The 21,682-nt window shown below is 71.4% G+C and carries 17 protein-coding genes and 14 tRNA genes; 6 read left to right on the top strand and 25 right to left on the bottom strand.

Annotated elements, in window-relative coordinates; all coding sequences use genetic code 11:
- Nucleotides 1-863: 863 nt before the first annotated feature.
- Together ADL15_RS29630 and ADL15_RS29625 are read right to left on the bottom strand one after the other, a co-directional pair.
- The gene (locus tag ADL15_RS29630; protein WP_067698017.1) at nt 864-2,435 is read right to left on the bottom strand and encodes a DHA2 family efflux MFS transporter permease subunit; all 1,572 of its coding nucleotides are present in this window, start codon (nt 2,433-2,435) and stop codon (nt 864-866) included.
- 198 nt (nt 2,436-2,633) lie between these two features.
- The gene (locus ADL15_RS29625; RefSeq protein ID WP_067698015.1) at nt 2,634-3,233 is read right to left on the bottom strand and encodes a CPBP family intramembrane glutamic endopeptidase; all 600 of its coding nucleotides are present in this window, start codon (nt 3,231-3,233) and stop codon (nt 2,634-2,636) included.
- Nucleotides 3,234-3,442: 209 nt separating this feature from the next.
- Between ADL15_RS29625 and fusA the strand changes: the two genes are divergently transcribed.
- Nucleotides 3,443-5,413, top strand: a complete 1,971-nt coding sequence (gene fusA / locus ADL15_RS29620) for an elongation factor G (RefSeq protein WP_269748392.1) — start codon at nt 3,443-3,445, stop codon at nt 5,411-5,413.
- Between the two features lie 37 nt (nt 5,414-5,450).
- Here fusA and ADL15_RS29615 read toward each other — a convergent pair whose 3' ends face one another.
- From ADL15_RS29615 to ADL15_RS29550, 15 genes are all read right to left on the bottom strand, one after another.
- Nucleotides 5,451-5,873: a hypothetical protein gene (locus ADL15_RS29615; RefSeq protein WP_067698011.1), complete on the bottom strand. Its 423-nt coding sequence runs from the start codon at nt 5,871-5,873 to the stop codon at nt 5,451-5,453.
- Nucleotides 5,874-6,024: 151 nt separating this feature from the next.
- Nucleotides 6,025-6,097 (bottom strand) — tRNA-Arg (locus tag ADL15_RS29610).
- 22 nt (nt 6,098-6,119) lie between these two features.
- Nucleotides 6,120-6,204, bottom strand: a tRNA-OTHER gene (locus ADL15_RS53330).
- An 18-nt stretch (nt 6,205-6,222) separates the two neighbouring features.
- A tRNA-Glu gene (locus ADL15_RS29605) sits at nt 6,223-6,297 on the bottom strand.
- A gap of 11 nt (nt 6,298-6,308) precedes the next feature.
- Nucleotides 6,309-6,381: transfer RNA gene (locus ADL15_RS29600), tRNA-Lys, on the bottom strand.
- Nucleotides 6,382-6,404: 23 nt separating this feature from the next.
- Nucleotides 6,405-6,479 (bottom strand) — tRNA-Pro (locus ADL15_RS29595).
- A gap of 5 nt (nt 6,480-6,484) precedes the next feature.
- Nucleotides 6,485-6,575, bottom strand: a tRNA-Ser gene (locus ADL15_RS29590).
- Between the two features lie 4 nt (nt 6,576-6,579).
- Nucleotides 6,580-6,651: transfer RNA gene (locus ADL15_RS29585), tRNA-Asp, on the bottom strand.
- Nucleotides 6,652-6,666: 15 nt separating this feature from the next.
- Nucleotides 6,667-6,739, bottom strand: a tRNA-Ala gene (locus ADL15_RS29580).
- A gap of 5 nt (nt 6,740-6,744) precedes the next feature.
- Nucleotides 6,745-6,818: transfer RNA gene (locus ADL15_RS29575), tRNA-Leu, on the bottom strand.
- Between the two features lie 11 nt (nt 6,819-6,829).
- A tRNA-Gly gene (locus ADL15_RS29570) sits at nt 6,830-6,901 on the bottom strand.
- A 13-nt stretch (nt 6,902-6,914) separates the two neighbouring features.
- A tRNA-Glu gene (locus ADL15_RS29565) sits at nt 6,915-6,989 on the bottom strand.
- Between the two features lie 26 nt (nt 6,990-7,015).
- Nucleotides 7,016-7,088, bottom strand: a tRNA-Arg gene (locus tag ADL15_RS29560).
- A gap of 23 nt (nt 7,089-7,111) precedes the next feature.
- Nucleotides 7,112-7,185 (bottom strand) — tRNA-Ala (locus ADL15_RS29555).
- Nucleotides 7,186-7,302: 117 nt separating this feature from the next.
- Nucleotides 7,303-7,374, bottom strand: a tRNA-Trp gene (locus tag ADL15_RS29550).
- A 634-nt stretch (nt 7,375-8,008) separates the two neighbouring features.
- Here ADL15_RS29550 and ADL15_RS29545 point away from each other — a divergent pair.
- Entirely contained in the window at nt 8,009-8,797 is a 789-nt protein-coding gene (locus tag ADL15_RS29545; RefSeq protein WP_067698009.1) for a siderophore-interacting protein, read from the top strand.
- A gap of 119 nt (nt 8,798-8,916) precedes the next feature.
- The gene (locus tag ADL15_RS29540; RefSeq protein ID WP_067698007.1) at nt 8,917-9,153 is read left to right on the top strand and encodes a hypothetical protein; all 237 of its coding nucleotides are present in this window, start codon (nt 8,917-8,919) and stop codon (nt 9,151-9,153) included.
- 205 nt (nt 9,154-9,358) lie between these two features.
- Here ADL15_RS29540 and ADL15_RS29535 read toward each other — a convergent pair whose 3' ends face one another.
- Nucleotides 9,359-10,792 (bottom strand): MFS transporter, encoded by a 1,434-nt coding sequence (locus ADL15_RS29535; protein WP_067698005.1) that lies wholly within the window; start codon nt 10,790-10,792, stop codon nt 9,359-9,361.
- A gap of 76 nt (nt 10,793-10,868) precedes the next feature.
- On the opposite strand from ADL15_RS29535, the gene ADL15_RS29530 reads away from it, so the two are divergent.
- Nucleotides 10,869-11,432, top strand: a complete 564-nt coding sequence (locus ADL15_RS29530) for a TetR/AcrR family transcriptional regulator (protein WP_067698003.1) — start codon at nt 10,869-10,871, stop codon at nt 11,430-11,432.
- 33 nt (nt 11,433-11,465) lie between these two features.
- On the opposite strand, the gene ADL15_RS29525 is transcribed toward ADL15_RS29530, so the two are convergent.
- The 4 genes from ADL15_RS29525 to ADL15_RS29510 all read right to left on the bottom strand — a co-directional run bounded on the left by ADL15_RS29525 (nt 11,466) and on the right by ADL15_RS29510 (nt 15,359).
- On the bottom strand, nt 11,466-12,989 hold the full coding sequence (locus ADL15_RS29525) for a catalase (protein WP_067698001.1): 1,524 nt from the start codon (nt 12,987-12,989) through the stop codon (nt 11,466-11,468).
- A 200-nt stretch (nt 12,990-13,189) separates the two neighbouring features.
- Nucleotides 13,190-13,816: a lysoplasmalogenase gene (locus tag ADL15_RS29520; protein WP_067697999.1), complete on the bottom strand. Its 627-nt coding sequence runs from the start codon at nt 13,814-13,816 to the stop codon at nt 13,190-13,192.
- Entirely contained in the window at nt 13,813-14,640 is an 828-nt protein-coding gene (locus ADL15_RS29515; RefSeq protein WP_067697997.1) for a sterol desaturase family protein, read from the bottom strand. Before ADL15_RS29515 ends, ADL15_RS29520 begins: the two co-directional genes overlap by 4 nt.
- The gene (locus ADL15_RS29510) at nt 14,637-15,359 is read right to left on the bottom strand and encodes a FadR/GntR family transcriptional regulator (protein ID WP_067697996.1); all 723 of its coding nucleotides are present in this window, start codon (nt 15,357-15,359) and stop codon (nt 14,637-14,639) included. Before ADL15_RS29510 ends, ADL15_RS29515 begins: the two co-directional genes overlap by 4 nt.
- Nucleotides 15,360-15,445: 86 nt before the next feature.
- Between ADL15_RS29510 and ADL15_RS29505 the strand changes: the two genes are divergently transcribed.
- Both ADL15_RS29505 and ADL15_RS29500 read left to right on the top strand, forming a co-directional pair.
- Nucleotides 15,446-16,450, top strand: coding sequence for an alpha/beta fold hydrolase (locus ADL15_RS29505; RefSeq protein ID WP_067697994.1), 1,005 nt, complete (start codon nt 15,446-15,448; stop codon nt 16,448-16,450).
- 49 nt (nt 16,451-16,499) lie between these two features.
- Nucleotides 16,500-17,150, top strand: coding sequence for a class I SAM-dependent methyltransferase (locus ADL15_RS29500; protein WP_067697992.1), 651 nt, complete (start codon nt 16,500-16,502; stop codon nt 17,148-17,150).
- Here ADL15_RS29500 and ADL15_RS29495 read toward each other — a convergent pair.
- The 3 genes from ADL15_RS29495 to ADL15_RS29485 all read right to left on the bottom strand — a co-directional run bounded on the left by ADL15_RS29495 (nt 17,141) and on the right by ADL15_RS29485 (nt 21,654).
- Nucleotides 17,141-19,372 (bottom strand): putative bifunctional diguanylate cyclase/phosphodiesterase, encoded by a 2,232-nt coding sequence (locus tag ADL15_RS29495; RefSeq protein WP_067697990.1) that lies wholly within the window; start codon nt 19,370-19,372, stop codon nt 17,141-17,143. The two genes, ADL15_RS29500 and ADL15_RS29495, sit on opposite strands and share 10 nt — an antisense overlap.
- Before the next feature lie 63 nt (nt 19,373-19,435).
- The gene (locus ADL15_RS29490) at nt 19,436-20,104 is read right to left on the bottom strand and encodes a response regulator (RefSeq protein ID WP_067697988.1); all 669 of its coding nucleotides are present in this window, start codon (nt 20,102-20,104) and stop codon (nt 19,436-19,438) included.
- A complete protein-coding gene (locus ADL15_RS29485) occupies nt 20,101-21,654 on the bottom strand; it encodes a sensor histidine kinase (protein WP_067697986.1) in 1,554 nt (517 codons plus the stop codon). The genes ADL15_RS29490 and ADL15_RS29485 overlap by 4 nt, the downstream gene beginning before the upstream one ends.
- Between the last annotated feature and the right edge of the window lie 28 nt (nt 21,655-21,682).

Raw genomic sequence — 21,682 nt, 5'->3', positions numbered from 1 at the left:
GTGCGGCGCGGTGCGGCGCGGCGCGGCCCGGCGGCGCGGCACGGCCCGGCGGCGCGGCACGGCCCGGCGGCGCGGCACGGCCCGGCGGCGCGGCACGGCCCGGCGGCGCGGCACGGCCCGGCGGCGCGGCGGCGGGACGGGACGGCGCAGCACGGCGAGGCGGCGGCGCGGCGCGGCGCGGCGGGATTCAACGAAGCTGGCGGCGTCAGCGGCCCCGCGATCAGGTTGTGCATGCGGCAGTCGCCCGCCGCAAGGGCGCCAGCAGGCCGCAATCCCGGCAGCGCGTGCACACACCGCCCACCCGGGGCTACAAACGCACGCAGTAGTTCATCGCGAACACACACCGCCCCACCGACACTTCCCGCCAGCCGCGGACAAGCCTCGCCACCGGCCCGGCTGGCCCCCAGAGGTGCCACAACCCACCCGAGACACCCCTCAGCACCAGCCAAGACACGACAGCTGGCGCCTAGAGGTGCCACAACCCACCCGAGACACCCCTGAGCACCAGCCGAGACACGACAGCTGGCGCTCACGGCCGCCTCAACCGCGCCGAAACAACCCTCAGCACCAGCCGGGATGCAGCGGCTGGCTCCCAGAAATGCCACAACCGGCCCGAGACACCCCTCAACACCAGCCAAGACGCGCGGCGGCTGGCGCTCACGGGTGCCTCAACGGCGCCGAGACGACCCTGAGCACCAGCCGCCACATCCCGGCTGGGGCTCCGGAGTGCCTCGACTGGGCTGGGACGGCCGTCAGTGCCAGCCGGGGCCGCTGCTTGGTGCTGGAACGCGGGAGGGGTGCGGTGGAGACGACGGAGGCGCTCCCGATGGTCACCGGGAGCGCCTCCGTGGCGGGACGCTGGGTCAGTGCATGATGATCGGGGCGGCGGGGGTCGCGTCCGGTTCCAGGAGGTTCGGGGCCTGGCGCTGGCGGGGCAGGAAGTAGGCCGGGATCAGCGTGGCCAGGGTCAGGGCGAACCCGACCCAGAACGTGGTGGCGAACGAGTCCGCGACGAACTCGAAGCCGCGCTGCAGGACGTCCGGCGGGAGCTGCTCGGCGATCTGCGGGACCTGGTGCGAGGCGATCGCGGCGCCGGCCTCGGTCATCGGCTCGCCGGTGGGCGTGGTGAAGCCGGGGATGACCGCGGAGTCGTTGAGCTGGTTGGTCAGGATCACCGACATCATCGCCGAGCCGACCGAGCCGGCGATCTGCTGCATGATGTTCAGCAGCGTGGAACCGCGGGCCACCTCGTGGTTGGTCAGCGTCTTCAGCGCCGACGTCATGATCGGCATCATCGTGCCGCCCATGCCCAGGCCCATCACGAACAGCGAACCGCACAGCAGTACGTACGACGTGTCCGTGCCCACCTGGGTGAACGTGAAGAAACCGGCCGCGAGCAGCAGCAGCGCGAACGGCACCGTCCGGCCGATCGGGATCTTGTCGGCCAGCACACCGGCGATCGGCATGGTGACCATCGCGCCGATGCCCTGCGGCGCCATCAGCAGACCGGCGTGCAGTGTGGACTCGCCGCGCACCTGCAGGAAATAGCTCGGGAAGAGCAGCCCGGCGCCCATGAACGCGATCGTGAAGACCGCCAGGGTGACCGTCGAGACGGTGAGGTTCCGGTTCTTGAACAGGCGCAGGTCGAGCAGCGGGTGCTTCGGCTTGAACGAGTAGAACACGAACCCGATCACCAGCAGGCCACCGAGCAGCATCGGCAGCCACACCTTGGTGGCCGAGAAGCTACCCGCCTCGGGCAGCGAGGAGACGCCGTACAGGAAGGAGGCCAGGCCCGGGGAGAGCATCAGCATGCCGAGGAAGTCGAACGACTCGGACGGTTCCGGGTTGTCCTTCTCCAGCGCGAACCACGCGTAGACCAGCGCGATCGCACCGATCGGCACGTTGATCAGGAAGATCCAGTGCCAGCTGGCCACGTCGATCAGCCAGCCGCCGAGGATCGGGCCGCCGATCGGGCCGAGCAGCATCGGGATGCCGAGCACGGCCATCAGCCGGCCGATCCGCTCCGGTCCGGCCGCCCGCGTCATGATCGTCATGCCGAGCGGCATCAGCATGCCGCCGCCCAGGCCCTGGAGCACCCGGTACCCGACCAGCTGGCCGATCGTGTCGGCGGTGGCGCACAGCACCGAGCCGACGGTGAACAGCACCAGCGCGGTCATGTAGAGCCGCTTGGTGCCGAACCGGTCGGCCGCCCACCCGGTCAGCGGGATGACCGTGGCCAGGGCCAGCGTGTAGCCGGTCATGGTCCAGGCGACCTCGGCATACGTGGCGCCGAACGTGGACTGGAAGGTGGGCAGCGCGACGCTGACCACGGTGACGTCGAGAATCGACATGATCGCGCCGAGGACCACGACCCCGGCGATTTTGAGAACGGCGGCGTCGAGTTTGGCCGGCGCAGCCTGGGCTTGGCTACTCAAAGGAAACTCCAAAGACCGCGTGGACCCACGCGGCGAGATCGTCGGGCGAATCTGACGGGCTCAGCCCCCTGGGCCCGCCGTGTCACGGCGTGAGCGTAACGAACCGAAAGCCCGGCTCACCTCCCCATTATCCGGCTCCGGACTGTGGCGCTCCCCACTGATCACCTGTTCCGGCGACCCCCGATCGCGGCGCCCGGATCACGGCGCGCAGGTGTCACTCGCGTCCCGGCGTGACCGCGCCACCCGGGCCGCGGCAAGCACGCCGATCCCGTCCGCGGCCCAGTGCGCCAGCACCGGTGTCAGCAGCCCGCCACTCAGGCCACGCAGGACGCCGAGCAGCACACCTGCCACACCGGTGGCCAGCGCGTCCGTCCACGGCCGGGCCGGGCCCAGGTGCCAGAGTCCGAACAGCACCGCGGTCACCCCGGTCGCCCAGGCCGTGCCGTGCTCCCGGCTGATCAGCGTCCAGAGCACACCACGGAACGCGACCTCCTCGAAGACGACGGTGGCCAGCGGTACCGCGACGAGCGCGGTGTAGCGGGGGCGGGGGTAGTCGGTGCGGAAGAATCGGCGCGCCACCGGGAGCCGCACCGCGATCGCGTACCCGAGGGTGATCACCGCGACCGCGCTCACGCCGTACCAAAAACCGGCGGTCGTCAGCCCGAGCTCACCGGGAGGGAAGCCGGAGACCGCGACCAGAAAGATCGCGGCCAGCGGCCCGGTGATCGGCTGAGTCCAGGCGGGGCCGCGGACGGTCCAGAGCCGGACCACGCCAATGATCATGAGGACCGGCAGCATGCCTTCACGGTAAATCGCTCGACCGCGATCCACGATCTCCGTATCTTTCGACGGAGGTCGCCCGAAAAAGGCGACAGCGACAGCGACGGAAAGGGGAGCCCGATCATGCGGACCCCCGTGTCGCGTTTCGACCTGATCCTCTTCAGTGGTGTGCCCGGTTCCGGCCGCGCCACCGGGACTGGCCGTACCTGATCGCCTGAGCAGCTCCGATGCCGGCGGTCAGACGGGCGCACGCCCTCGACCGATCGACATCGAAAGAACGAGCCATCATGCGTGTCCGCAATCTCGGCATCCTCGCGCACGTCGACGCCGGCAAGACCACGTTGACCGAGCGCATCCTCTACGTCACCGGCGCCACCCACAAGCGCGGCGAGGTGCACGACGGCACCACCATCACCGACTTCGACCAGCAGGAACGCGACCGCGGCATCACCATCTTCGCGGCCGCGGTGACCTGCGACTGGGCCGAGCACCGGTTGAACCTGATCGACACTCCCGGACACGTGGACTTCTCCGACGAGGTGGAGCGGTCGCTGCGGGTCCTCGACGGGGCGGTCGCGGTGTTCGACGGCGTGGCCGGGGTGGAGCCGCAGTCCGAAGCGGTGTGGCGGGCGGCCGATCGGTACGGGGTGCCGCGGATCGCGTTCGTGAACAAGCTGGACCGGGCCGGGGCTTCGCTGTCCGCGGCGGTCGCGTCCATTGCGGAGCGGCTGGAGGTCGTTCCGCTGGTCGTCCAGCTTCCGCTGGGTGAGGAGGGGTCGTTCCGTGGTGTGGTCGACCTGGTCAACCGCCGGACCTTGACGTGGGATGCGGGCGAGCTGTCCGAGAGTTCGGACATCTCATCCTCCGCGCTGACCGCGCGCCGTCACCTCGAGGAGCAGGTCGCCGCACTGCACCCCGCCGCCCTGGAGGAATTGGGGGATATCTCGGACACGACCCTCCGACGCGCACTCCGGGACCTGAGCCTTTCCGGTCAGGCGGTCGTCGTGCTCTGCGGCTCCGCCTATCGCAACAAGGGCATCGAGCCGCTGCTCGACGCCATCGTCGACTACCTGCCGGCCCCGACCGGCAACGCGGAGCAGGACCTGGCCGCGCTGGTCTTCAAGGTGCACACCGCGCGCACCGGCCGGCTCACCTACCTGCGTGTCTATGAAGGCACGCTCACGAAGGGAGACACCGTGTGGGACGCGGGCGCGGGCCGTACCGAACGCATCGCCCGCATCCTGCGGGTCCAGGCCGACCGGCACACCGAGATCGACCGGGCGACCGCCGGTGACATCGTCGCCGTCGCCGGGGTGAAGGCCGCCCAGGTCGGCGCGATGCTGGCCACCCGGCGCAACCCGGTGCTGCTGGAGGCCGCGCGGATCACCGATCCGCTGGTCTCGGTCGCGGTCGAGGCGCGATCGCGTCCCGACGCGCTGCGACTGCCGCGAGCCCTGGCCGCGCTGGCCGAGGAGGACCCCTCCTTGACCGTACGCATGGACGCCGAAACCGGTCAGACCCTGCTGTCCGGACTGGGCGAGCTGCACCTGGAGGTGGCCGTCGAGAAGCTCCGTCAGCGCACCGGCCTGGCGGTGACCATGGGCCGTCCCCAGGTGGCGTACCGGGAGACCGTTCGGCACGGCGTGACCGGCCTGCTCTACCGGCACGTCAAGCAGGACGGCGGCTCCGGCCAGTACGCGCACGTCGTGCTGGACGTGGCGCCCGGCGACGGCTTCACCTTCGGCTCGACGGTGACCGGTGGCCGGGTCCCGGCCGAGTACGTCCGCGCGGTCGAGGCCGGCTGCCGGGAGACCCTCGCCGAGGGCCCGCTCGGCGGTCACCCGGTGGTCGGGCTGCGGGTCACACTGACCGACGGGCAGACCCACCCGAAGGACTCGTCCGAGATGGCGTTCCGCGCGGCCGGCCGGTTCGGCCTGCGCACAGCGCTGCGCGCCTGCGTCATGGAGTTGCTCGAACCGGTCGCGGAGGTCACGGTCAGCGCTCCGGCGGAGACGCTGGGCGCGGTCCTCGGTGACCTCGCGGCCCGGCGCGGCCAGGTCACCGACTCCGGGGTACGGGCGGTGACGGCGGTCGTGCCGCTCGCCGAGCTGTTCGGCTACTCGACGCAGCTGCTCAGCCGCACCCACGGCCGCGGCACGTTCACCAGCCGCCCGGCGGGCTACCGTCCGGCGGCCTGACTAAACGGCGGGCCCGATGCTCATCATCGGGCCCGCCTCACGCCGCCCGGACGCCGCCCGTGGTGACGGGCGGTGACGTGGGTCCGAGATGCAGCTCGGTGCGGGACGGCTCGACCGGCAGCGCCGCGGCGCCGGCACCGGACTTCGGCAGCGGACGGCGGGGCTGGACCCGCCCGGAACTGCCACCCCGGCCCGGATAGATCAGCAGCCCGTTCACCGGGTCGGGCACCGCGTCGAGCGCGGCACGCACGCCGGCCAGGTCACGGAAGCCGGTGAACTGCTCGTCGGTGCGGAACCCGATCTCGAAGAGCACACCCCAGGTGTGCCGATGCCACGCCCAGTCGTAGGCCCCGTGCGTCACGGCGGCCTCGACCAGCGCGTTCCCATACGAATCCGGCCAGCGGGCGGCGGACTGCCGCGGCCCGTCGAATACTTCGATCGACCACCAGTGCAGCTCCATGCGGCCCAGCGTACGACTGTTCCGCACCCGTTCATGGGCCAACTTCATCGGTCGCAGGCCCCGGTGTCGAACCGGGCGGGCCACCCTTATGAGGGGCGGCTGAGAACCCGACGCTCGCCTGCGGTATCCCCACAGTGGATGGCCAACATCGTGCCCCCGGCTGGACTCGAACCAGCGACCCCGGCGCTCGGAACGCCGTGCTCTCTCCACTGAGCTACGAAGGCGGAACTGTCGTGCTGACCGACGCGGAGGAGGTGGGATTCGAACCCACGGGCCTCTCCCGAGGCCACGCCGATTCCAGCGGCGTTCCCGAAGCCAGGCCGGCTCCCCCATTTTGTACGACGTGCAGCAGCGCGGACGGGATTCGAACCCGCACATGCCCTGGGTGAAAACCAGGTGACTCTCCCTATTCGTCCACCGCGCCAAGCCTTTCCGTGCGCCGCCGGGGACTCGAACCCCGAACCCACTGATTAAGAGTCAGTAGCTCTACCCATTGAGCTAGCGGCGCTGGCTGTCGTCTCCATGTTCACGTCGGGATGGCGGGATTCGAACCCGCGGCCCCCGGTTCCCGAAACCGGTGCGCTGACCAAGCTGCGCCACATCCCGTGGAGCGGAGAGTGAGAGATTCGAACTCTCGGTACGGGTCGTGACCCGCACTACGGATTAGCAATCCGCCGCCTTAGGCCACTCGGCCAACTCTCCACCGCGCCCCGTACCGGGATCGAACCGGCGACCTCGCGCTCGACAGGCGCTTGCTCTCCCACTGAGCTAACAGGGCTGGCATAAAAAAACGTGGACCCGGCCGGATTCGAACCGGCCGCCTCCGCTGTGCGAGAGCGGCGCTCTACCAACTGAGCTACGAGCCCATACGTACCCGGAGCGCGACTCGAACGCGCACTGCCACCGTTCTGAGCGGTGTGCCTCCTGCCATTGGGCTACCCGGGCATGCTGTGTCGAGTGGCTACCGGGATTCGAACCCGGAACCTCCGCCATGGCGAGGCGGCGCTCTACCGTTGAGCTACAACCACGTGTTCTCCTGCGTCGCCCGTCCGGGGGTCGAACCCGGTCCTCCGGATTGAGAGTCCGGTGGTCTAACCTTCCGCAACCTCACGGGCGCATTCTTCGGGTGGCTGCCCGAAACGTGTCCCCGGAGAGATTCGAACTCCCGACCCCCGGATCCGTAATCCGGTGCTCTTTCCGCTGAGCTACGAAGACGTGATCCCCTGATCGGGATCGCGTGGACCTGGGCGGATTCGAACCGCCGACCCCCGGTCTGCCGAACCGGTGCGCTACCAGACTGCGCCACAAGCCCATCGTTTCCCCGGCCACCGGCGGCGATGCTGCCGGTGGCCGGGACGTACAAAGATATGTGCCATCCACTGTGGAGTTATCAAGGATCGTGACCGCCGGTTTCCACCGCGGTCGGACGCACGGGCGGCAGGATTCGAACCCGCACCTGACAGATTTGGAGGCTGCCGCTCTACCGTTGAGCTACACCCGTAGGAGAAACAGAAAACCGCCCGGTCCCGGATCGGGAGGGCGGCTGAACGTCGCTAGCTGGAAAGCTAGCGTCGCCACCGTCCCGTGTCGCGCTTCGGTTCGCCGAGAGCCAGAACGTCGCTGCTCAGGGCCCGCGGACTGGCGGCCAGGGATCGACCGGACCGTGCCATGACAGCCGCACCGCGCGGCTCAGGCCGCTGCGACATGATCGAAATCTGCCACTGCATGATCGGTTTCCCCTTCCCTGATCGGTGCTTTCCGTTCGCCCCGACTGCCTCGGTGGTGATGACTACGTTAGGCCCACTCCCCAAGACCGACAACGCATTTATTCGAGCAATTCTCGAGCCCATCACGCGCCGAGCTGGGCCCGATGCCGCTCAGCCCATCTTGATCTCGGTGGGGCCCTGCGGCCGGGGTCCGCGGTCGGGTGGTGGGTGCGCTCGCCGCCCCGGGTGGGCGGCAGACGCACGCGATCCGGCAGCGCGGATTCTCACCGCCCTACCCCGGAGCGAGAGGTGAGCGCTGGAGCGGGGGAAGTTAGGCTAGCCTAAGCAACTCGCGATGGTGATCGAGAGGGTTGCGCAGTGAGTGAGTCACGCCTTCGGCAGCGGAAGCCGGTCGATCCGCATGTTCTGATGCTGGAGGTCACCGGGCAGCGCCGGGTGTCGCCGACCGTCGTCCGGGTCACGCTGGGTGGTGACGGGCTCGAGAGGTTCACGCCGCTCGGTTTCGACCAGTGGTTCCGGCTGTTCCTGCCGCGGGAGGGGCAGGAGACGCTGCGGCTGCCGACCCGGACGTCGAGCCTGTGGTACGCGCAGTACCTGGCCACGCCGAAGGCGAAGCGGCCGTGGGTGCGCAACTACACGGTGCGGGCGTTCGCGGACGGGCGGCTCGACGTGGACTTCGTCATTCACACCGACGTGGACGGGCGGTGCGGGCCGGCGACCGCGTTCGCCCTGAACGCGAAGCCCGGCGACCAGGTCGGCCTGCTCGATCAGGGCACCAGCTACCACCCCCGAACCGGGAACCCCCGCACCGAACCCGACTGGATGCTGCTGGTCGCCGATGAGACCGGGCTGCCGGCGGTCGCCGGGATCTGCGGCTCGCTGCCGGCCGACGCCCGCGGTCTGGCCATCGTGGAGATCCCGGTGGCGGCCGACGCGCAGGAGTTCGCCGTGCCGGCCGGGGTCACGGTGCGCTGGGTGGCGCGGGACGAGGCGGGCGCGGAGCACGCGGTGCCGGGCGGGCTGGCGCTGAGCGCGCTGCGGGAGGCCACGCTGCCGGACGGCGCCGGCTATGCCCACCTGGTCGGCGAGTCCGCCCTGGCGACCGGTGCGCGGCGATTCTTGATCGAGGAGCGCGGTTTCACCAAGCACCAGGTGGACTTCGTCGGCTACTGGCGGCACGGCCACGGCTACGTGTGAGCCGATCAACGCGGCACGGGCACGGCCACGGGTGAGCCGATCAACGCGCCGCGGGCACGGCCGTTCACCACGCGCCGCGGGGACGGCTATTTGCCGGCGGAACGGGTATGTAGACGGGCATGAGTGATCTTGAGCCGGAGAGCTTCGCCGAGTTCGTGACCAGCGACGGCCCCGGGTCGGCGGATGTCGACGAGCAGCCGGTCGGCCCGCTGCCCGCCGACAAGGAGCCGCAGGGGCCACAGGACGTGCAGGAGCCGCCGGCCACCGACGACGAGCTGGAGGCCCGGCCCGGCTCGGAGAGCGACGTGGTCGAGCGCGGCACCGAGGACGAGCCGGACGAGGAGAACTACCGCTAGCCGACGCACGAGAGCTGGGCCCAGTCAGCTGACTGGGCCCAGCTCTGACCGCGACCACCCACGGACATCGCCCCGGAGGGTTTTGCGTCATGGACGCGCCAGCGGCCAGCGAAACCCGCAGGGGTCCCGGCGGGAGCGACGATCTGTACCCCGGCGGACGCACGACATCAAGAATTTGATCTTGTACTGAACCGCAGCAGCAACCTCAGACCTCGACCGGGCTGAGCTCCGGCAGGACCACCGGTGTCGATGCGACCTCGGGCTTGCGGCCGGCCGGGACCAGCAGCGCGACCGCGAACGCCGCGGCGCTGGCCACCGCGAGCAGCAGGAACGCCTCGGTGTAACCCGATTCCGCGGGCAGGCCGCCGGCGCCGGGGTGTCCGGTCACGACCGAGCTGACCACCGCCGTGCCGATCGACGCGCCGATGGTGCGGATGTTGGTGTTCATGCCGCTCGCCGCGCCGGTCTGGTGGCGCGGCACGCTCTGCACGATCAGGTTGATCATCGAGGAGTAGAGCAGGCCGAGTCCGATACCGAACAGCGCGCCGGTGAGCGCGACGATCGCCCGGTTGTCGTGGAGCAGCGCGAGGCTCAGGCAGGCGATCGTGCCGAGTCCGGCGCCCCAGAGCAGCTGGGCCTTGTTGCTGACCCAGCGGGTCAGCGGGCCGCTGAGCGAGCCGAACACCGCCATGGCCACCATCATCGGCAGCATCAGCAGGCCGGCGGTGGTCACCGAGGCGCCGAAGCCGTAGCCGGTGCTCGCCGGGACCTGCATGAGCTGCGGCAGGAACGCGAAGACGCCGAACATCGCGGCACCGAAGAGCAGCGACACCAGGTTGGTGGTCCAGACCGCGGGCAGGCGCATCATCCGCATGTCGATCAGGGGTTCGGTGGACCGGAGCTCGGCCACCATCCAGGCCGCGAACATCACGACCGCGAGGATCAACAACCCGATGGTACGACCGGAGCCCCAGCCCCAGGTCGCACCCTTGCTGAGCGGCAGCAGCAGCGCGACCAGCCAGCCGGCCAGCAACGTCGCCGAGAACCAGTTGATCCGGCCCGCAACACCGGCCGGGGAGGCCGGCACGACCCGCCAGGCGAGCACCGCGACGGCGGTCACCGCGATCATCGGGATCCAGAACAGCCAGCGCCAGTCGAGCACGCCGACGATCGGGCCGGCCAGCACGATGCCGAGGCCGGAGCCGCTGGCGATGACCGCGGCCAGGATGCCGATCGCGGAGCCGACCCGCTCGGGCGGGTAGACGTCGCGGATGATGCCGAAGGAGACCGGGAAGACGGCGGCGCCGAGGCCCTGCACGACGCGGGCGATGATCAGCACGGTCACGTTCGGGGCGACCGCGGCGAGCAGGCAGCCCAGCGCGATGGCGCCGAGCGCGACCAGCAGCGTCCGGTCCTTGCCGATCATGTCGGCGATCCGGCCCATCAGCGGGGTGGCGACCGAGGCGGAGAGCAGCCAGGCGGTGAGCACCCAGGTGACCGTGCCGGTGGTGGTGTGCAGGTCCTGCTGGATGGTGGGCAGCACCGGGGTCACCAGGGACTGCATGAGGGCGAACGCGGCGGCGGCCGCGGCCAGCACGGAGAAGGTGACGCGCGGGGTCGCCTGGTAAAGTCGAGGCATGCCTCCAGATTAGCGGAGGGGTGCCTCCGGTTAGCAAGCCGATTACCGCCGGGGGTGATGTGAGGAGGGTCTCCCCATGCAGGATGTGCCGGTCTCGGTGCGCCGCCCCCAACGGGCCGACGCGCGCCGCAACTTCGACGCGCTGCTCGCCGCCGCGCGCGAGATCTTCGCGGAGAGCAGCACCGACGCGTCGCTCGAGGAGATCGCCCGGCGGGCCGGGGTGGGCATCGGCACGCTGTACCGCAACTTCCCGACCCGGCGTGACCTGTTCGAGGCGGTCTACGTCGAGGAGATCAACCAGCTGAGCGTCGTCGCCGAGACGGTCGCCGACCTGCCGCCGTGGGAGGCGCTGCGGGCCTGGCTGGACCGTTTCGTGGGCTACGTGGTCACCAAACGCGCCGTGATGGACGCGCTGAACCGTGACTCCGAGCTGTTCACGTCGTGCCGGGTCGCGATGTACCGGGCCGGCGAGCCGCTGCTGGAGCGGGCCCGGGCGGCCGGCGAGGTGCGCTCGGACGCGAGCTTCGACGACGTACTGCGGATGATCTCCGGACTGGTCTCCGGCGCGTTCGTCGACGAGGCCCAGCGCGACCGGGTGCTAGCCTTCGCCCTGGACGGGATACGCAACCGCCCCCGGTGACTCCCGGGGGCGGCGCGGTGGTCGGACGAGAAATCAGGCCTTGTCCTGGGCGGCGGACCGCGCCGGGTTCGCCTGCTGGGCGGCCTTGGGGTCCTTCTCGTGCTGCTTGGCGCGCACGCCGGCCTCGATCCGGTCGCCGAGGCTCTTGTCGACGTTGTGCCAGTACTCGAACGCGCGCAGCAGGATCGGCTCGCTGACGCCGTTGAGCAGGTGCCCGACGATGTTGGTGACCAGCCGGTCGCGTTCCGCGTCGTTGAGCACGTCACGGACCAGGGTGCCGGCCTGCCCCCAGTCGTCGTCCTGGGCGTGCGGGGTGGCCGCGGACCGGACCATCTCGCCGTCGGCGTACCACTTGCCGCCGTCGTCGGTCAGCGCCGGGTTGGCCTGCGGGCCGCCGTACGAGTTCGGCGCGTACACCGGATCGGTCACGTTCCGGATCCGCATCGCGCCGTCCTTGGAGTACGAGTGCGTCTCCACCTTCGGCGAGTTCACCGGGATCTGCTTGAAGTTGACGCCGAGCCGGGCCCGGTGCGCGTCGGAGTAGCTGAACCCGCGCGCCAGCAGCATCTTGTCCGGTGACAGCCCGGTGCCGGGGACCACGTTGTTCGGTTCGAACGCGGCCTGTTCCATCTCGGTGTGGTAGTCGGTGACGTTGCGGTTCAGGGTCAGCTTGCCGACCTCACGCAGCGGGTAGTCGCCGTGCGGCCACACCTTGGTCAGGTCGAACGGGTTGAACCGGTACGTCTTCGCGTCCTCGAACGGCATCACCTGCACGTGCAGCGTCCAGCTCGGGAACTCCCCGCCGGCGATGTGGTCGAACAGGTCGCGCTGGTGGTAGTCGGTGTCCATCGACGCCATCTGGTCACCCTCGTCCTGGGTGAACGTCTCGACGCCCTGGTCGGTCTTGAAGTGGTACTTCACCCAGTGGCGCTCGCCCTGCGCGTTGATCCACAGGTAGGTGTGGCTGCCGTAGCCGTTCATGTGCCGCCAGGTGCGCGGAATGCCGCGGTCACCCATCAGCCAGGTGACCTGGTGCGCGGACTCCGGTGACAGCGTCCAGAAGTCCCACTGCATGTCGTGGTCACGCAGGTTGTTGTCGGCGCGGCGCTTCTGCGACCGGATGAAGTGCTGGAACTTCATCGGGTCCTTGATGAAGAAGACCGGCGTGTTGTTGCCGACCAGGTCCAAATTTCCTTCCGAGGTGTAGAACTTCACCGCGAAACCGCGCGGGTCCCGCCAGGTGTCCGGGCTGCCCCGCTCGCCGGCGACGGTGGAGAACCGGATCAGCGTCTCGGTCTCGGCGCCGGGCTGGAACACCGCGGCCCGGGTCAGGGCGCTCACGTCCTGGGTGACCTGGAAGGTGCCGAACGCGCCGCCACCCTTGGCGTGCGGCTGGCGCTCCGGGATCCGCTCCCGGTTGAAGTTGGCCATCTGCTCGATCAGGTAGTGGTCCTGCAGCAGCAGCGGGCCGTCCGGTCCGACGGTGAGCGAGTGTTCGTCGCTGGCGACCGGAATGCCGGCGTCCGTAGTGGTCGGCGGGCGTTCTGATGGGCTCACGAGAAGAACCTCCCTTTCCTGGGACAGGGAATACCCGGTCTCAGCACGCTAAACATTGATCTGGAACTGCTCCAGTTCAGTGCACGGGCGACGTCAGCCGACGACGAAGGACGGCAAGGTGACCTGCGGCGAGGCGTTCGCCGGCGGCGCTCGCGGCGTGGGCCGGTGCCGGGGCGGCCAGCGCCCCCGCAACCAGAACGCTACCGAGCAGGACTCGACATCTCATGACTGTCGAGTCGGTGCGCCGGGCCCGGAACTGAGCCGGTGACGATCAGGGCGAGCGCCGCCGCGTACGTGGTCATCACCAGCACCCCGGCGGCGGGCAGCTCGATCCCGGCCGCGCCCGCGCCGATCATCAGGTCGGAGAGCAGGAACAACGCGCCGCCGGCCGCGGTGCGCCGGGAGACCCCGGTGGCCGCGGCCGCCATCGCGGTCAGGGCCAGGCTGTAGACCAGCACCGGCACCCACAGGTCACCGAGGCGACTCCACAGCAGCGCGTTGACCCCGGCCCAGAGCACCGCGTAGCCCAGCACGGCGGCCAGCGGCGGCCGGGCGCGCTTGAGGAACGCGGTGAGCAGGCAGAGCTGGGTGCCGAGGAAGAAACCCATCCCGGCCAGGAAAGCCGGGGTGCCCGGGATCAGCAGCGCGATGTCGCCGAGCGTGGCGAAGACCAGCGCCGCGGCAAGACTCTTGTCAGCTTTTTTATAGATGTGAAGGAGCAAAAGGGGCGCCAGGAGCGGCTTCGTGAGCCATTGCAGGGCGGTCCAGTCCAGCGCGACCGCGGCCACCTCGATGATCGCGACGGCGGCAAAGAGCTTGAGCTTCACGCGGCCGGCTGCCAGCCCGGGCGGCCGAACACGTAGCCGAGGCGGGCCCGCCAGCTCGTCGCGGTGCGCAGGTCCCGCCAGATCGCGTGGTACTCGTGCGTCGCCACCCGCAGCGGGTTGTAGGTGCTGATGTTGCTGGTCAGGCCGTACCTGACCTTCTCGCCCTCGGGTTCGAAGGAGCGGAACAGCCGGTCCCAGACGATCAGGATGCCGCCGTAGTTGCGGTCCAGGTAGGGGTCGTTCGAGCCGTGGTGCACCCGGTGGTGCGACGGGGTGTTGAAGAACCACTCGACCGGCCTGGGCAGCCGGTCGATCCGCTCGGTGTGCAGGAAGAACTGGTACGCCAGGCTGATCGACTGCTGCAGGAAGATCATCCACGGCGGCATCCCGAGCAGCGCCAGGGGCAGCCAGAACGGCAGCGAGGTCATCGGGGTCCAGCTCTGCCGCAGCGCGGTGGACAGGTTGTAGAACTGGCTGGAGTGGTGCACCACGTGACTGGCCCAGAGCACCCGGACCTCGTGGTGCAGCCGGTGGAACCAGTAGTAGGCCAGGTCGTCGGCGAAGAACAGCAGCACCCAGACCCACCAGTGGCTCGGGTCCAGCTTGAGCGGGCTGAGCACGTACAGCCCGGCGTACAGCACCGCGGTGAACAGCTTCCACGGCACGCCGATCACCTGGCTGCCGGCGCCCATCGACAGGCTGGTGGCGGTGTCGCGGGCCTCGTACCCGCGCTCCTCGTCGTCCGGCAGGAACCGGTAGGACAGCACCTCCATCACGATCAGCAGCAGGAACGCCGGGACGGCGTAGAGCACGGCGGGGATCATCGCTGCTCCTTCTCGATCAGGGCGGTGTCGCTGCCCAGGGGCGCGGTGAGCAGACCGCGCGCGGCCTGCTCGGCCTCGGCGGCCGCGCCGGCCGAGATCAGGGCGGCCAGCCTGCGGTGGGCGGTGACGTTCAAGAGCTCTTCGGTACGACGGTGAGCCGGCACGTGACCGACCGCGAGCGTCCCGGCGGTGAGGCTGTTGAACGCCAGCAGGTACGCGATGTTGCCGGAGCCCTCGACGATCCGCCGCCACAGGGCGAGGTCGGCCACCGCCATCGCGGCCAGGTCCGGTGCCGCGTCCGCGTACGCCTCGGCCGCCTCGAGGATCGCGTCCCGGGCCGGGCGGCCGGCCCGCTCGGCGGCGAGCCGGGCGGCGTCCGCGCCGATGCAGGCCCGCATCTCGAGCACGTCGCGCGCCAGGGTCTCGACCGGCAGCACGTCCTCGGCGGTGGTCAGGGTCATGGCCAGGTCCAGCCCGGCGGTGGCCCGCCAGTCCAGCACCCGGGTGGCGCCGCCCTGACTGACCCGGACCAGGCCGAGCTGCTGCAGCCGGCGCAGCGCCTCGCGGATCGCGTGCCGGTTCACCGCGAAGCCGGCGGCCAGCTCCCGTTCGCTGGGCAGCGGGTCACCGGCCGGGTAGGCGCCGCCGACGATGGCGTCGCGGAGCCGGCCGAACACGTAGTCGGAGACGGAGAGTCGGGGAGCGGGATCGAAATCCATGCGCGGCAGTGTGCCCCGTCACACATCAACCCGTCAACTGGTTGGACCAGTTTCCCGCGTCGGCGGACGGCAGCGATAATCGGCTCGTGCAGCAGCGGCTCGATCGGGTGGTGACGGCCGGCGGCGCCACCGTGGCCTATTCGTCGGCGGGCGCGGGCCGGCCGCTGGTCTACGTGATGGGCTGGCTCACCCACCTCGAGCTGGGCTGGGAGCTGCCGGCCGAGCGGGCCCTCTACGAGGCGCTCGGCGCGGGCTGCCGGCTGGTCCGCTACGACCGGGCCGGCTGCGGGTTGTCGCCGGCCGCGGACCGGCCGGCGTCGCTGGATTTCGAACTCGAGCAGCTGGCCGCGGTCACGGCCGCGCTGCGCGAGCCGTTCGACCTGATGGGTACGTCGATGGGCGCGCCGGTCGCGGCGGCCTGGGCCGCACAACACCCCGAGACGGTACGCCGGCTGGTCCTCTACGGCGGCTGGGCGCGCGGCGACGAGCTGTCCCCGCCGAGCGTGCGCGAGCACGTCCTGGGGCTGGTCGAGGCGCACTGGGGGCTGGGCTCGGACGTCCTCGCCGACATCTTCGCCCCGGACGCCGACGGCCCGACCCGCGCCGCGATGGCCCGCTACCAGCGCGCCTGCTCGACCGCGGCGACCGCCCGGGAGCTGCTGGAGCTCAGTTACCGCCTCGACGTCCGCGACCAGCTGGCCCGGGTGCGGGCGCCGACGCTCGTGGTGCACCGCACCGGCGACCGCGCCGCGCCGGTCGCGCAGGCCGAGGCCCTGGCCGCCGGGATCAGCGGCGCCGGCCTGGTGCTGCTGCCCGGCCGCTCGCACCTGCCGTACGCCGGTGACCGGGACGAGCTGGTGCGGGTGGTCCGCCGGTTCCTCGGCCTGCCCGCCGCCCGGCGTCGCACCGGCACGCTGACCGCCCGCCAGCGCGAGGTGGCCGCCCTGGTCAGCCAGGGCTGCACGAACCGGGAGATCGCGGCGCGGCTGGGCATCGACGAGCGCTCGGCCGAGGGGCACGTGGAACGGATCCGGCTGCGCCTGGGATTCCGGTCCCGGGCCCAGATCGCCGCCTGGTTCGCCGCACAGTGAGGTATTTCCCCGCCTGACCGGCCGGCCGGATCGGCGCAGAGTCGACGCCATGACTGAACTGTCCGCACCACCCTTCCCGGTGCACCCGATGCGCGGCCCGTTCAACGCCGCGTTCTTCAGCGTGCTGGGCCCGTACATCGAGTGGCACGTACGCCGGCACAAGCGGCGGGTGTTCGCCGACCTGCCCGAGAACGTCGTCGAGCTCGGCTCCGGCGTGGGCGCGAACCTGCGCTACCTCCGCCCGGGCTCGACGCTCGTCGCCGTCGAACCGAACCGGCCGATGCACGCCCGGCTGCGGGCCGCCGCCGGACGCCGCGGCGTGCACCTGGACCTGCGCGAGCGGGTCGCCGAGCACACCGGGCTGCCCGACCGCAGCGCCGACGCGGTGATCTCCTCGCTCGTGCTGTGCACGGTGACCGATCCGGCCCAGGTGCTGGCCGAGGTGCGGCGGGTGCTGCGCCCGGGCGGCACGTACCGGTTCGTGGAGCACGTCGCGGCACCGGCCGGCACGCCGACCCGCTACCTGCAACGGGCGCTGCGCCGGCCGTGGGCCTGGACGTTCGAGGGCTGCTCGTGCGAACGGGACCTGGCCGCGCTGGTGCGCGCGGCCGGGTTCGCCCGGGTCGACATCGAGCCGTACCGGCTGCACAGCCCGTTCGTCTCGTTCAACACCCAGATCGCCGGGATCGCCTACGCCTGATCGACGACGAGGGCGCGCGGGGTGAAGTCCGGCTCCGGGACCGGCTTGCCGAAGAAGTAGCCCTGCGCGTACTCGTAGCCGAGCTCGCGCAGGTACGCCGCCTGCTCCGCGGTCTCCACGCCCTCGGCGACCGCGCGCAGCCCCAGGCCCTTGCTGACGTGGATCAGCGCGTCCACGATCACCGCCCGGCCGCCGCCCTCGGTGATCTCGTCGACGAACGACTTGTCCACCTTCAGCACGTCCACCGGCACGGTGCGCAGCAGGCCCAGCGACGAGTGGCCGGTGCCGAAGTCGTCCAGGGCGATCCGCACCCCGGTCCGGTGCAGGGTCTCCACCGCGTGCACCGCGGTGCCGCCGCCGAACAGCGCGGTCTCGGTCACCTCGACCAGCAGCGCGGCCGGTTCCAGCCCGCACTCGGCGAGGATCGCGGCCACCACGTCCGGGAACTCCGGCTCGCGCAGCTGCCGGGCCGAGACGTTGACGCTGATGTAGCTCGGCGCGGCGGCGCCCAGGTCACGGCGCCACCCGGCGAACTTGTGGCACGACGTGCGCATCACGAACTCGCCGAGCTCGACGATCAGCCCGTTGTCCTCGGCGACCGGGATGAAATCGACCGGGCTGACGAACCCGCGGACCGGATGGTGCCAGCGCACCAGCGCCTCGACCGCCTCGAACCGGGTCGTGGTCAGCTCCACGATCGGCTGGTAGACCACCCGGAAGTCGCCGTCGTCGAGGCTGTGCCGCAGGTCCGCGCCGAGCTGCGCGGCCGCGTCGGCGCTCTCGTCCAGCTCGGCCGTGTAGATCATCAGCTGGCTGCCGGCCGCCTTCGCGGCGTACCGGGCGGTGTCCGCGCGGCGCACCAGCTCCGGCACCGGTACCGCGCCGCAGTGCTCGCTGTCGGCCACCCCGAGCCGGGCGTTGAGCAGCAGCTCGTGCTCGCCGGAGACGACCGGCCGGCGCAGCAGGTCGACCAGCCGGGCCACCACCGTCTCGCCCTCGCCCGCCCGGGTGTCCAGGACCAGCACGGCGAACTCGTCGGCACCCATCCGGGCCACCGCGTCACCCTCGCGCAGCGAACCGCGCAGCAGCCCGGCCACCGCGGCCAGCGCCTGGTCCCCGGCGGCCCGGCCGAGCCGGTCGTTGACGTGCTTGAACCCGGCCAGGTCGATCATCACGAGCCGGCACGGGCCGGCCGCCACGCCCCGGATCGCCTCCTCCTCGAACGCGCGCCGGTTCGGCAGCCCGGTCAGGTCGTCGCGCATGGCCAGGTCGTGCAGCCGGCGGGCCTGGCTGTGCACCCGCTTGATGTACCCGGACATCCGGGTCACCACCAGGACGAACAGCGCCATCGAGCCGATGCCGACGGCGAGCCAGCTCATCTGCTCGCCGCCGCGCTCGCCCTGCACCAGCAGGATCGCCGGCACCAGCAGCATCGAGGCGGTCAGCACCAGCAGCCGGCTCCAGCCCAGGCTCTCCTCCTCCTCGGCGATCGCGGTGGCCTGCGCCGGGTGGGCGGCGGCGGCCGACCAGCAGACGTACGCGAACAGGTAGCCGGCGTAGACGTACGAGCCGTAGGCGTACATCGCGTCGGGCAGCAGCGTGTAGACCACGTTGCCGGCCAGGATCACCACGCCGCCGACGGTGAGCAGCCACATCCCGGCGGTCCGCGGCCCGCGGCGCAGCAGCATCGGCACCAGCAGCGCGCAGAGCAGCACCCCCATCGTGGGGTAGCCGGCCGTGGTCGCCCGGGTCAGCGGCGACACCCCGGTGTCGACCACGATCGGCTCGATCACGAACGTCCAGTACGCGATCCCGACGCTGATCGCCACGATCGCCGAGTCGATCAGGTTGCCCGACCAGATCGGGCCGCGCCGCCGGGTCAGCAGGAACAACGCGATCATCAACAGCGGGTAGGCGCCCAGGTAGAACCCGTCCGCCCAGGACGGGAACGGCACGACCCGGCCGGACAGCTGCTGGGTCGCGTAGACCAGGTCACCGGCGAACCAGGTGCCGACACCGGCCACGAAGATCAGCCACGCGCCGCGTTGCGCCCGGTGCCGCCGGTGGGCGCCGACCACCATCACCGCGCAGGAGCCGACCGTGACCAGCGAGGAGATCAGCACGGCCGGCCAGGCGTACGGCAGCAGCGAATAGCCGGCCGCGGCAGCCGTGCCGCCCAGCAGCCAGGCGAGCCACCACGGGGGACGCCGGAGACCCGTCACATCCGGTCAGTTCGGCACGAGTGCCGCGGAGTTGAGCCCCAGGCCGAACCCGGTCCGGCGAGTTCAGGCCGGGCGGTACTCCACCTCCGGGCGCCCCGGTCCGCCGTACCGCGGGCTGCGGACCGCCCGCCCGGCCTCGGCCAGGTGCTCCAGGTAGCGCCGCGCCGTCACCCGCGACGTGCCGGTGCGGGCCGCCACCTCGGTCGCCGACAGCCCGCCGGCCGCCTGCAACGCCGCGCGGATCAGGTCGAAGGTGGCCGGGTCCAGGCCCTTCGGCAGGCTGTCCGGCGGGCCGCCGCGCAGCGTGGCGAAGACCCGGTCGATCTCGTGCTGGGCGGCCACCTCGGACACCTCGCGGACCTGCGCGCGGTACAGCGCGTACCGGTCCATCCGGTCCCGGAACGCCGCGAACGTGAACGGCTTCAGCAGGTAGTGGGTCACGCCCAGCGCCACCGCCTGCCGGACCACGCCCAGGTCCCGGCTCGACGTCACCGCCAGCACGTCGGCGCCACTGCCCGCGGCGCGCAGGGCCCGCACCAGGTCCAGACCGTGCCGATCCGGGAGGTGGAGATCCAACAAGATCAGATCAACCTCTTGGGTACGCAGGACCGCCATCGCGTCGCGCGCCGTGTGCGCCACGCCGACCACCTCGAAGCCCGCGATCCGCTCGGTGTATGCCCGGTGGGCCTGCGCGATCAGCGGCTCGTCGTCGACCACCAGCACGCGGATCACGCCGGCACCGGCAGCCGTACGGTGAGCACCGCGCCGTGCCCGGTCGCCTGGTCGATGCGGTAGCTCCCGCCGTACCTCTCGGCGACCTGCCGGACCAGCGACAACCCGACGCCGCGCCCCGGACCCGGTTTGGTCGACCAGCCGCGCCGGAAGGCGGCGGCGGCCTGATCCGCGGTCAGACCCGGACCGGTGTCGCTCACCTGGACCAGCACCTCGTCGCCGTCCTGGCGCACCAGCACCCGCACCCGGCGCGGCGCCGGCCCCGCGGTGACCGCCTCCAGCGCGTTGTCGATCAGGTTGCCGGCCACCGTGAGCAGGTCCCGGCTGGGCAGCGCCGAACCGTCCAGATGCGACGCCGGGTCCACGGTCAGCTCGATGCCGCGCTCACCGGCCTGCGCCGACTTGCCGAGCAGCAGCGCGGCCAGGGCCGGTTCCCGCACCGCGCCGACCACCTGGTCGGTCAGCTGCTGGGCCAGCGCCAGCTCCTCGGTGCCGAGCCGGACCGCCTCCTCCGGCTGTCCGAGTTCGACCAGGGTGAGCACGGTGTGCAGCCGGTTCGCCGCCTCGTGCGCCTGCGCCCGCAACGCCTCGGTCAGCCCGCGCACCGAGTCCAGCTCCCCGGTCAGCTGGCGCAGCTCGGTGTGGTCGCGCAGGGTGAGCACGGTGCCCAGGGTGCGGCCCTCGAACCGGGTCTCGCGGCGGCTGACCACCAGGATCCGCTCTCCGGCGAGGACCGGCTCGTCGACCATCGGGTGCCGCTCCGCGATCAGCCCGGCCACCTCGGCGGGCAGGTCGGCCGGGCCGGCGGCGGGCGCACCGAGCAGCCGGCGCGCCTCGTCGTTGATCAGCTCGACCCGGCCGTCCCGGCCGACCACCACGAGACCCTCGCGGACCGCGTGCAGGACGGCGTCGTAGTACTCGTACATCCGGGTCATCTCGGCCGGGCCGAGACCGTGCGTCTGGCGGCGCAACCGGCGGCTGAGCAGCCCCGACCCGGCCGCGGCCAGCAGCAGCGCCGCCCCGGTCCCGGCCGCCACCGCCGGGAACTGCGCCATCAGCGCCCGGTTGATCGCCGCGGTGGTGATCCCGACCGCCACCAGCCCGACGATCGTCCCGGTCTGCGCGCGGATCGGCACCACGGCGCGCCACGAGTCGCCCAGGCTGCCGTGGTACTCCTCGACCACCGTCCCGCCGGCCAGCGCCCCGGCCACCGTCCCGGCGAACGGCCGGCCGATCAGATCCGGGCTCGGGTGGGTGTACCGGGTCCGGTCCGGCGCCATCACCACGATGAAGTCGGTGCCGGTGGCCAGCCGGGTGGTCTCCGCGTAGGGCTGCAGCACCCGGGTCGGGTCGGCGGCGCCCAGCGCGCCGATCACGGCCGGCGTGTGCGCGATCGTCTCGGCCACCGCGGTGACCTCCCCGATCGCCGCGTTCCGGGCGTCACGCCGGGCGAGCAGCACCGCACCGATGGTGCAGACCGCCACCAGCAGCGTCACGACCAGTGCCTGCAGTGCGAACAACTGCCGCGCGATACTCCAGCGTCGGGTCATGGGGGGCCGATCTGCGTTTCGGGACGGT

The organism is Actinoplanes awajinensis subsp. mycoplanecinus, assembly GCF_001509495.1.
Taxonomy (GTDB): domain Bacteria; phylum Actinomycetota; class Actinomycetes; order Mycobacteriales; family Micromonosporaceae; genus Actinoplanes; species Actinoplanes palleronii.
The sequence above is the reverse complement of the archived record's forward strand: the minus strand, read 5'-3'. Positions and strand labels throughout refer to the sequence as shown.

Excerpts from the sequence above, each read along its gene's own strand:
- ADL15_RS29625 (WP_067698015.1), bottom strand. The coding sequence starts at position 3,233 with ATGCTGCCGGTCCTCATGATCATTGGCGTGGTCCGGCTCTGGACCGTC.
- fusA (WP_269748392.1), top strand. The coding sequence starts at position 3,443 with ATGCCGGCGGTCAGACGGGCGCACGCCCTCGACCGATCGACATCGAAA.
- ADL15_RS29615 (WP_067698011.1), bottom strand. The coding sequence starts at position 5,873 with ATGGAGCTGCACTGGTGGTCGATCGAAGTATTCGACGGGCCGCGGCAG.
- ADL15_RS29545 (WP_067698009.1), top strand. The coding sequence starts at position 8,009 with ATGCTGGAGGTCACCGGGCAGCGCCGGGTGTCGCCGACCGTCGTCCGG.
- ADL15_RS29540 (WP_067698007.1), top strand. The coding sequence starts at position 8,917 with ATGAGTGATCTTGAGCCGGAGAGCTTCGCCGAGTTCGTGACCAGCGAC.
- ADL15_RS29535 (WP_067698005.1), bottom strand. The coding sequence starts at position 10,792 with ATGCCTCGACTTTACCAGGCGACCCCGCGCGTCACCTTCTCCGTGCTG.
- ADL15_RS29530 (WP_067698003.1), top strand. The coding sequence starts at position 10,869 with ATGCAGGATGTGCCGGTCTCGGTGCGCCGCCCCCAACGGGCCGACGCG.
- ADL15_RS29515 (WP_067697997.1), bottom strand. The coding sequence starts at position 14,640 with ATGATCCCCGCCGTGCTCTACGCCGTCCCGGCGTTCCTGCTGCTGATC.
- ADL15_RS29510 (WP_067697996.1), bottom strand. The coding sequence starts at position 15,359 with ATGGATTTCGATCCCGCTCCCCGACTCTCCGTCTCCGACTACGTGTTC.
- ADL15_RS29500 (WP_067697992.1), top strand. The coding sequence starts at position 16,500 with ATGACTGAACTGTCCGCACCACCCTTCCCGGTGCACCCGATGCGCGGC.
- ADL15_RS29485 (WP_067697986.1), bottom strand. The coding sequence starts at position 21,654 with ATGACCCGACGCTGGAGTATCGCGCGGCAGTTGTTCGCACTGCAGGCA.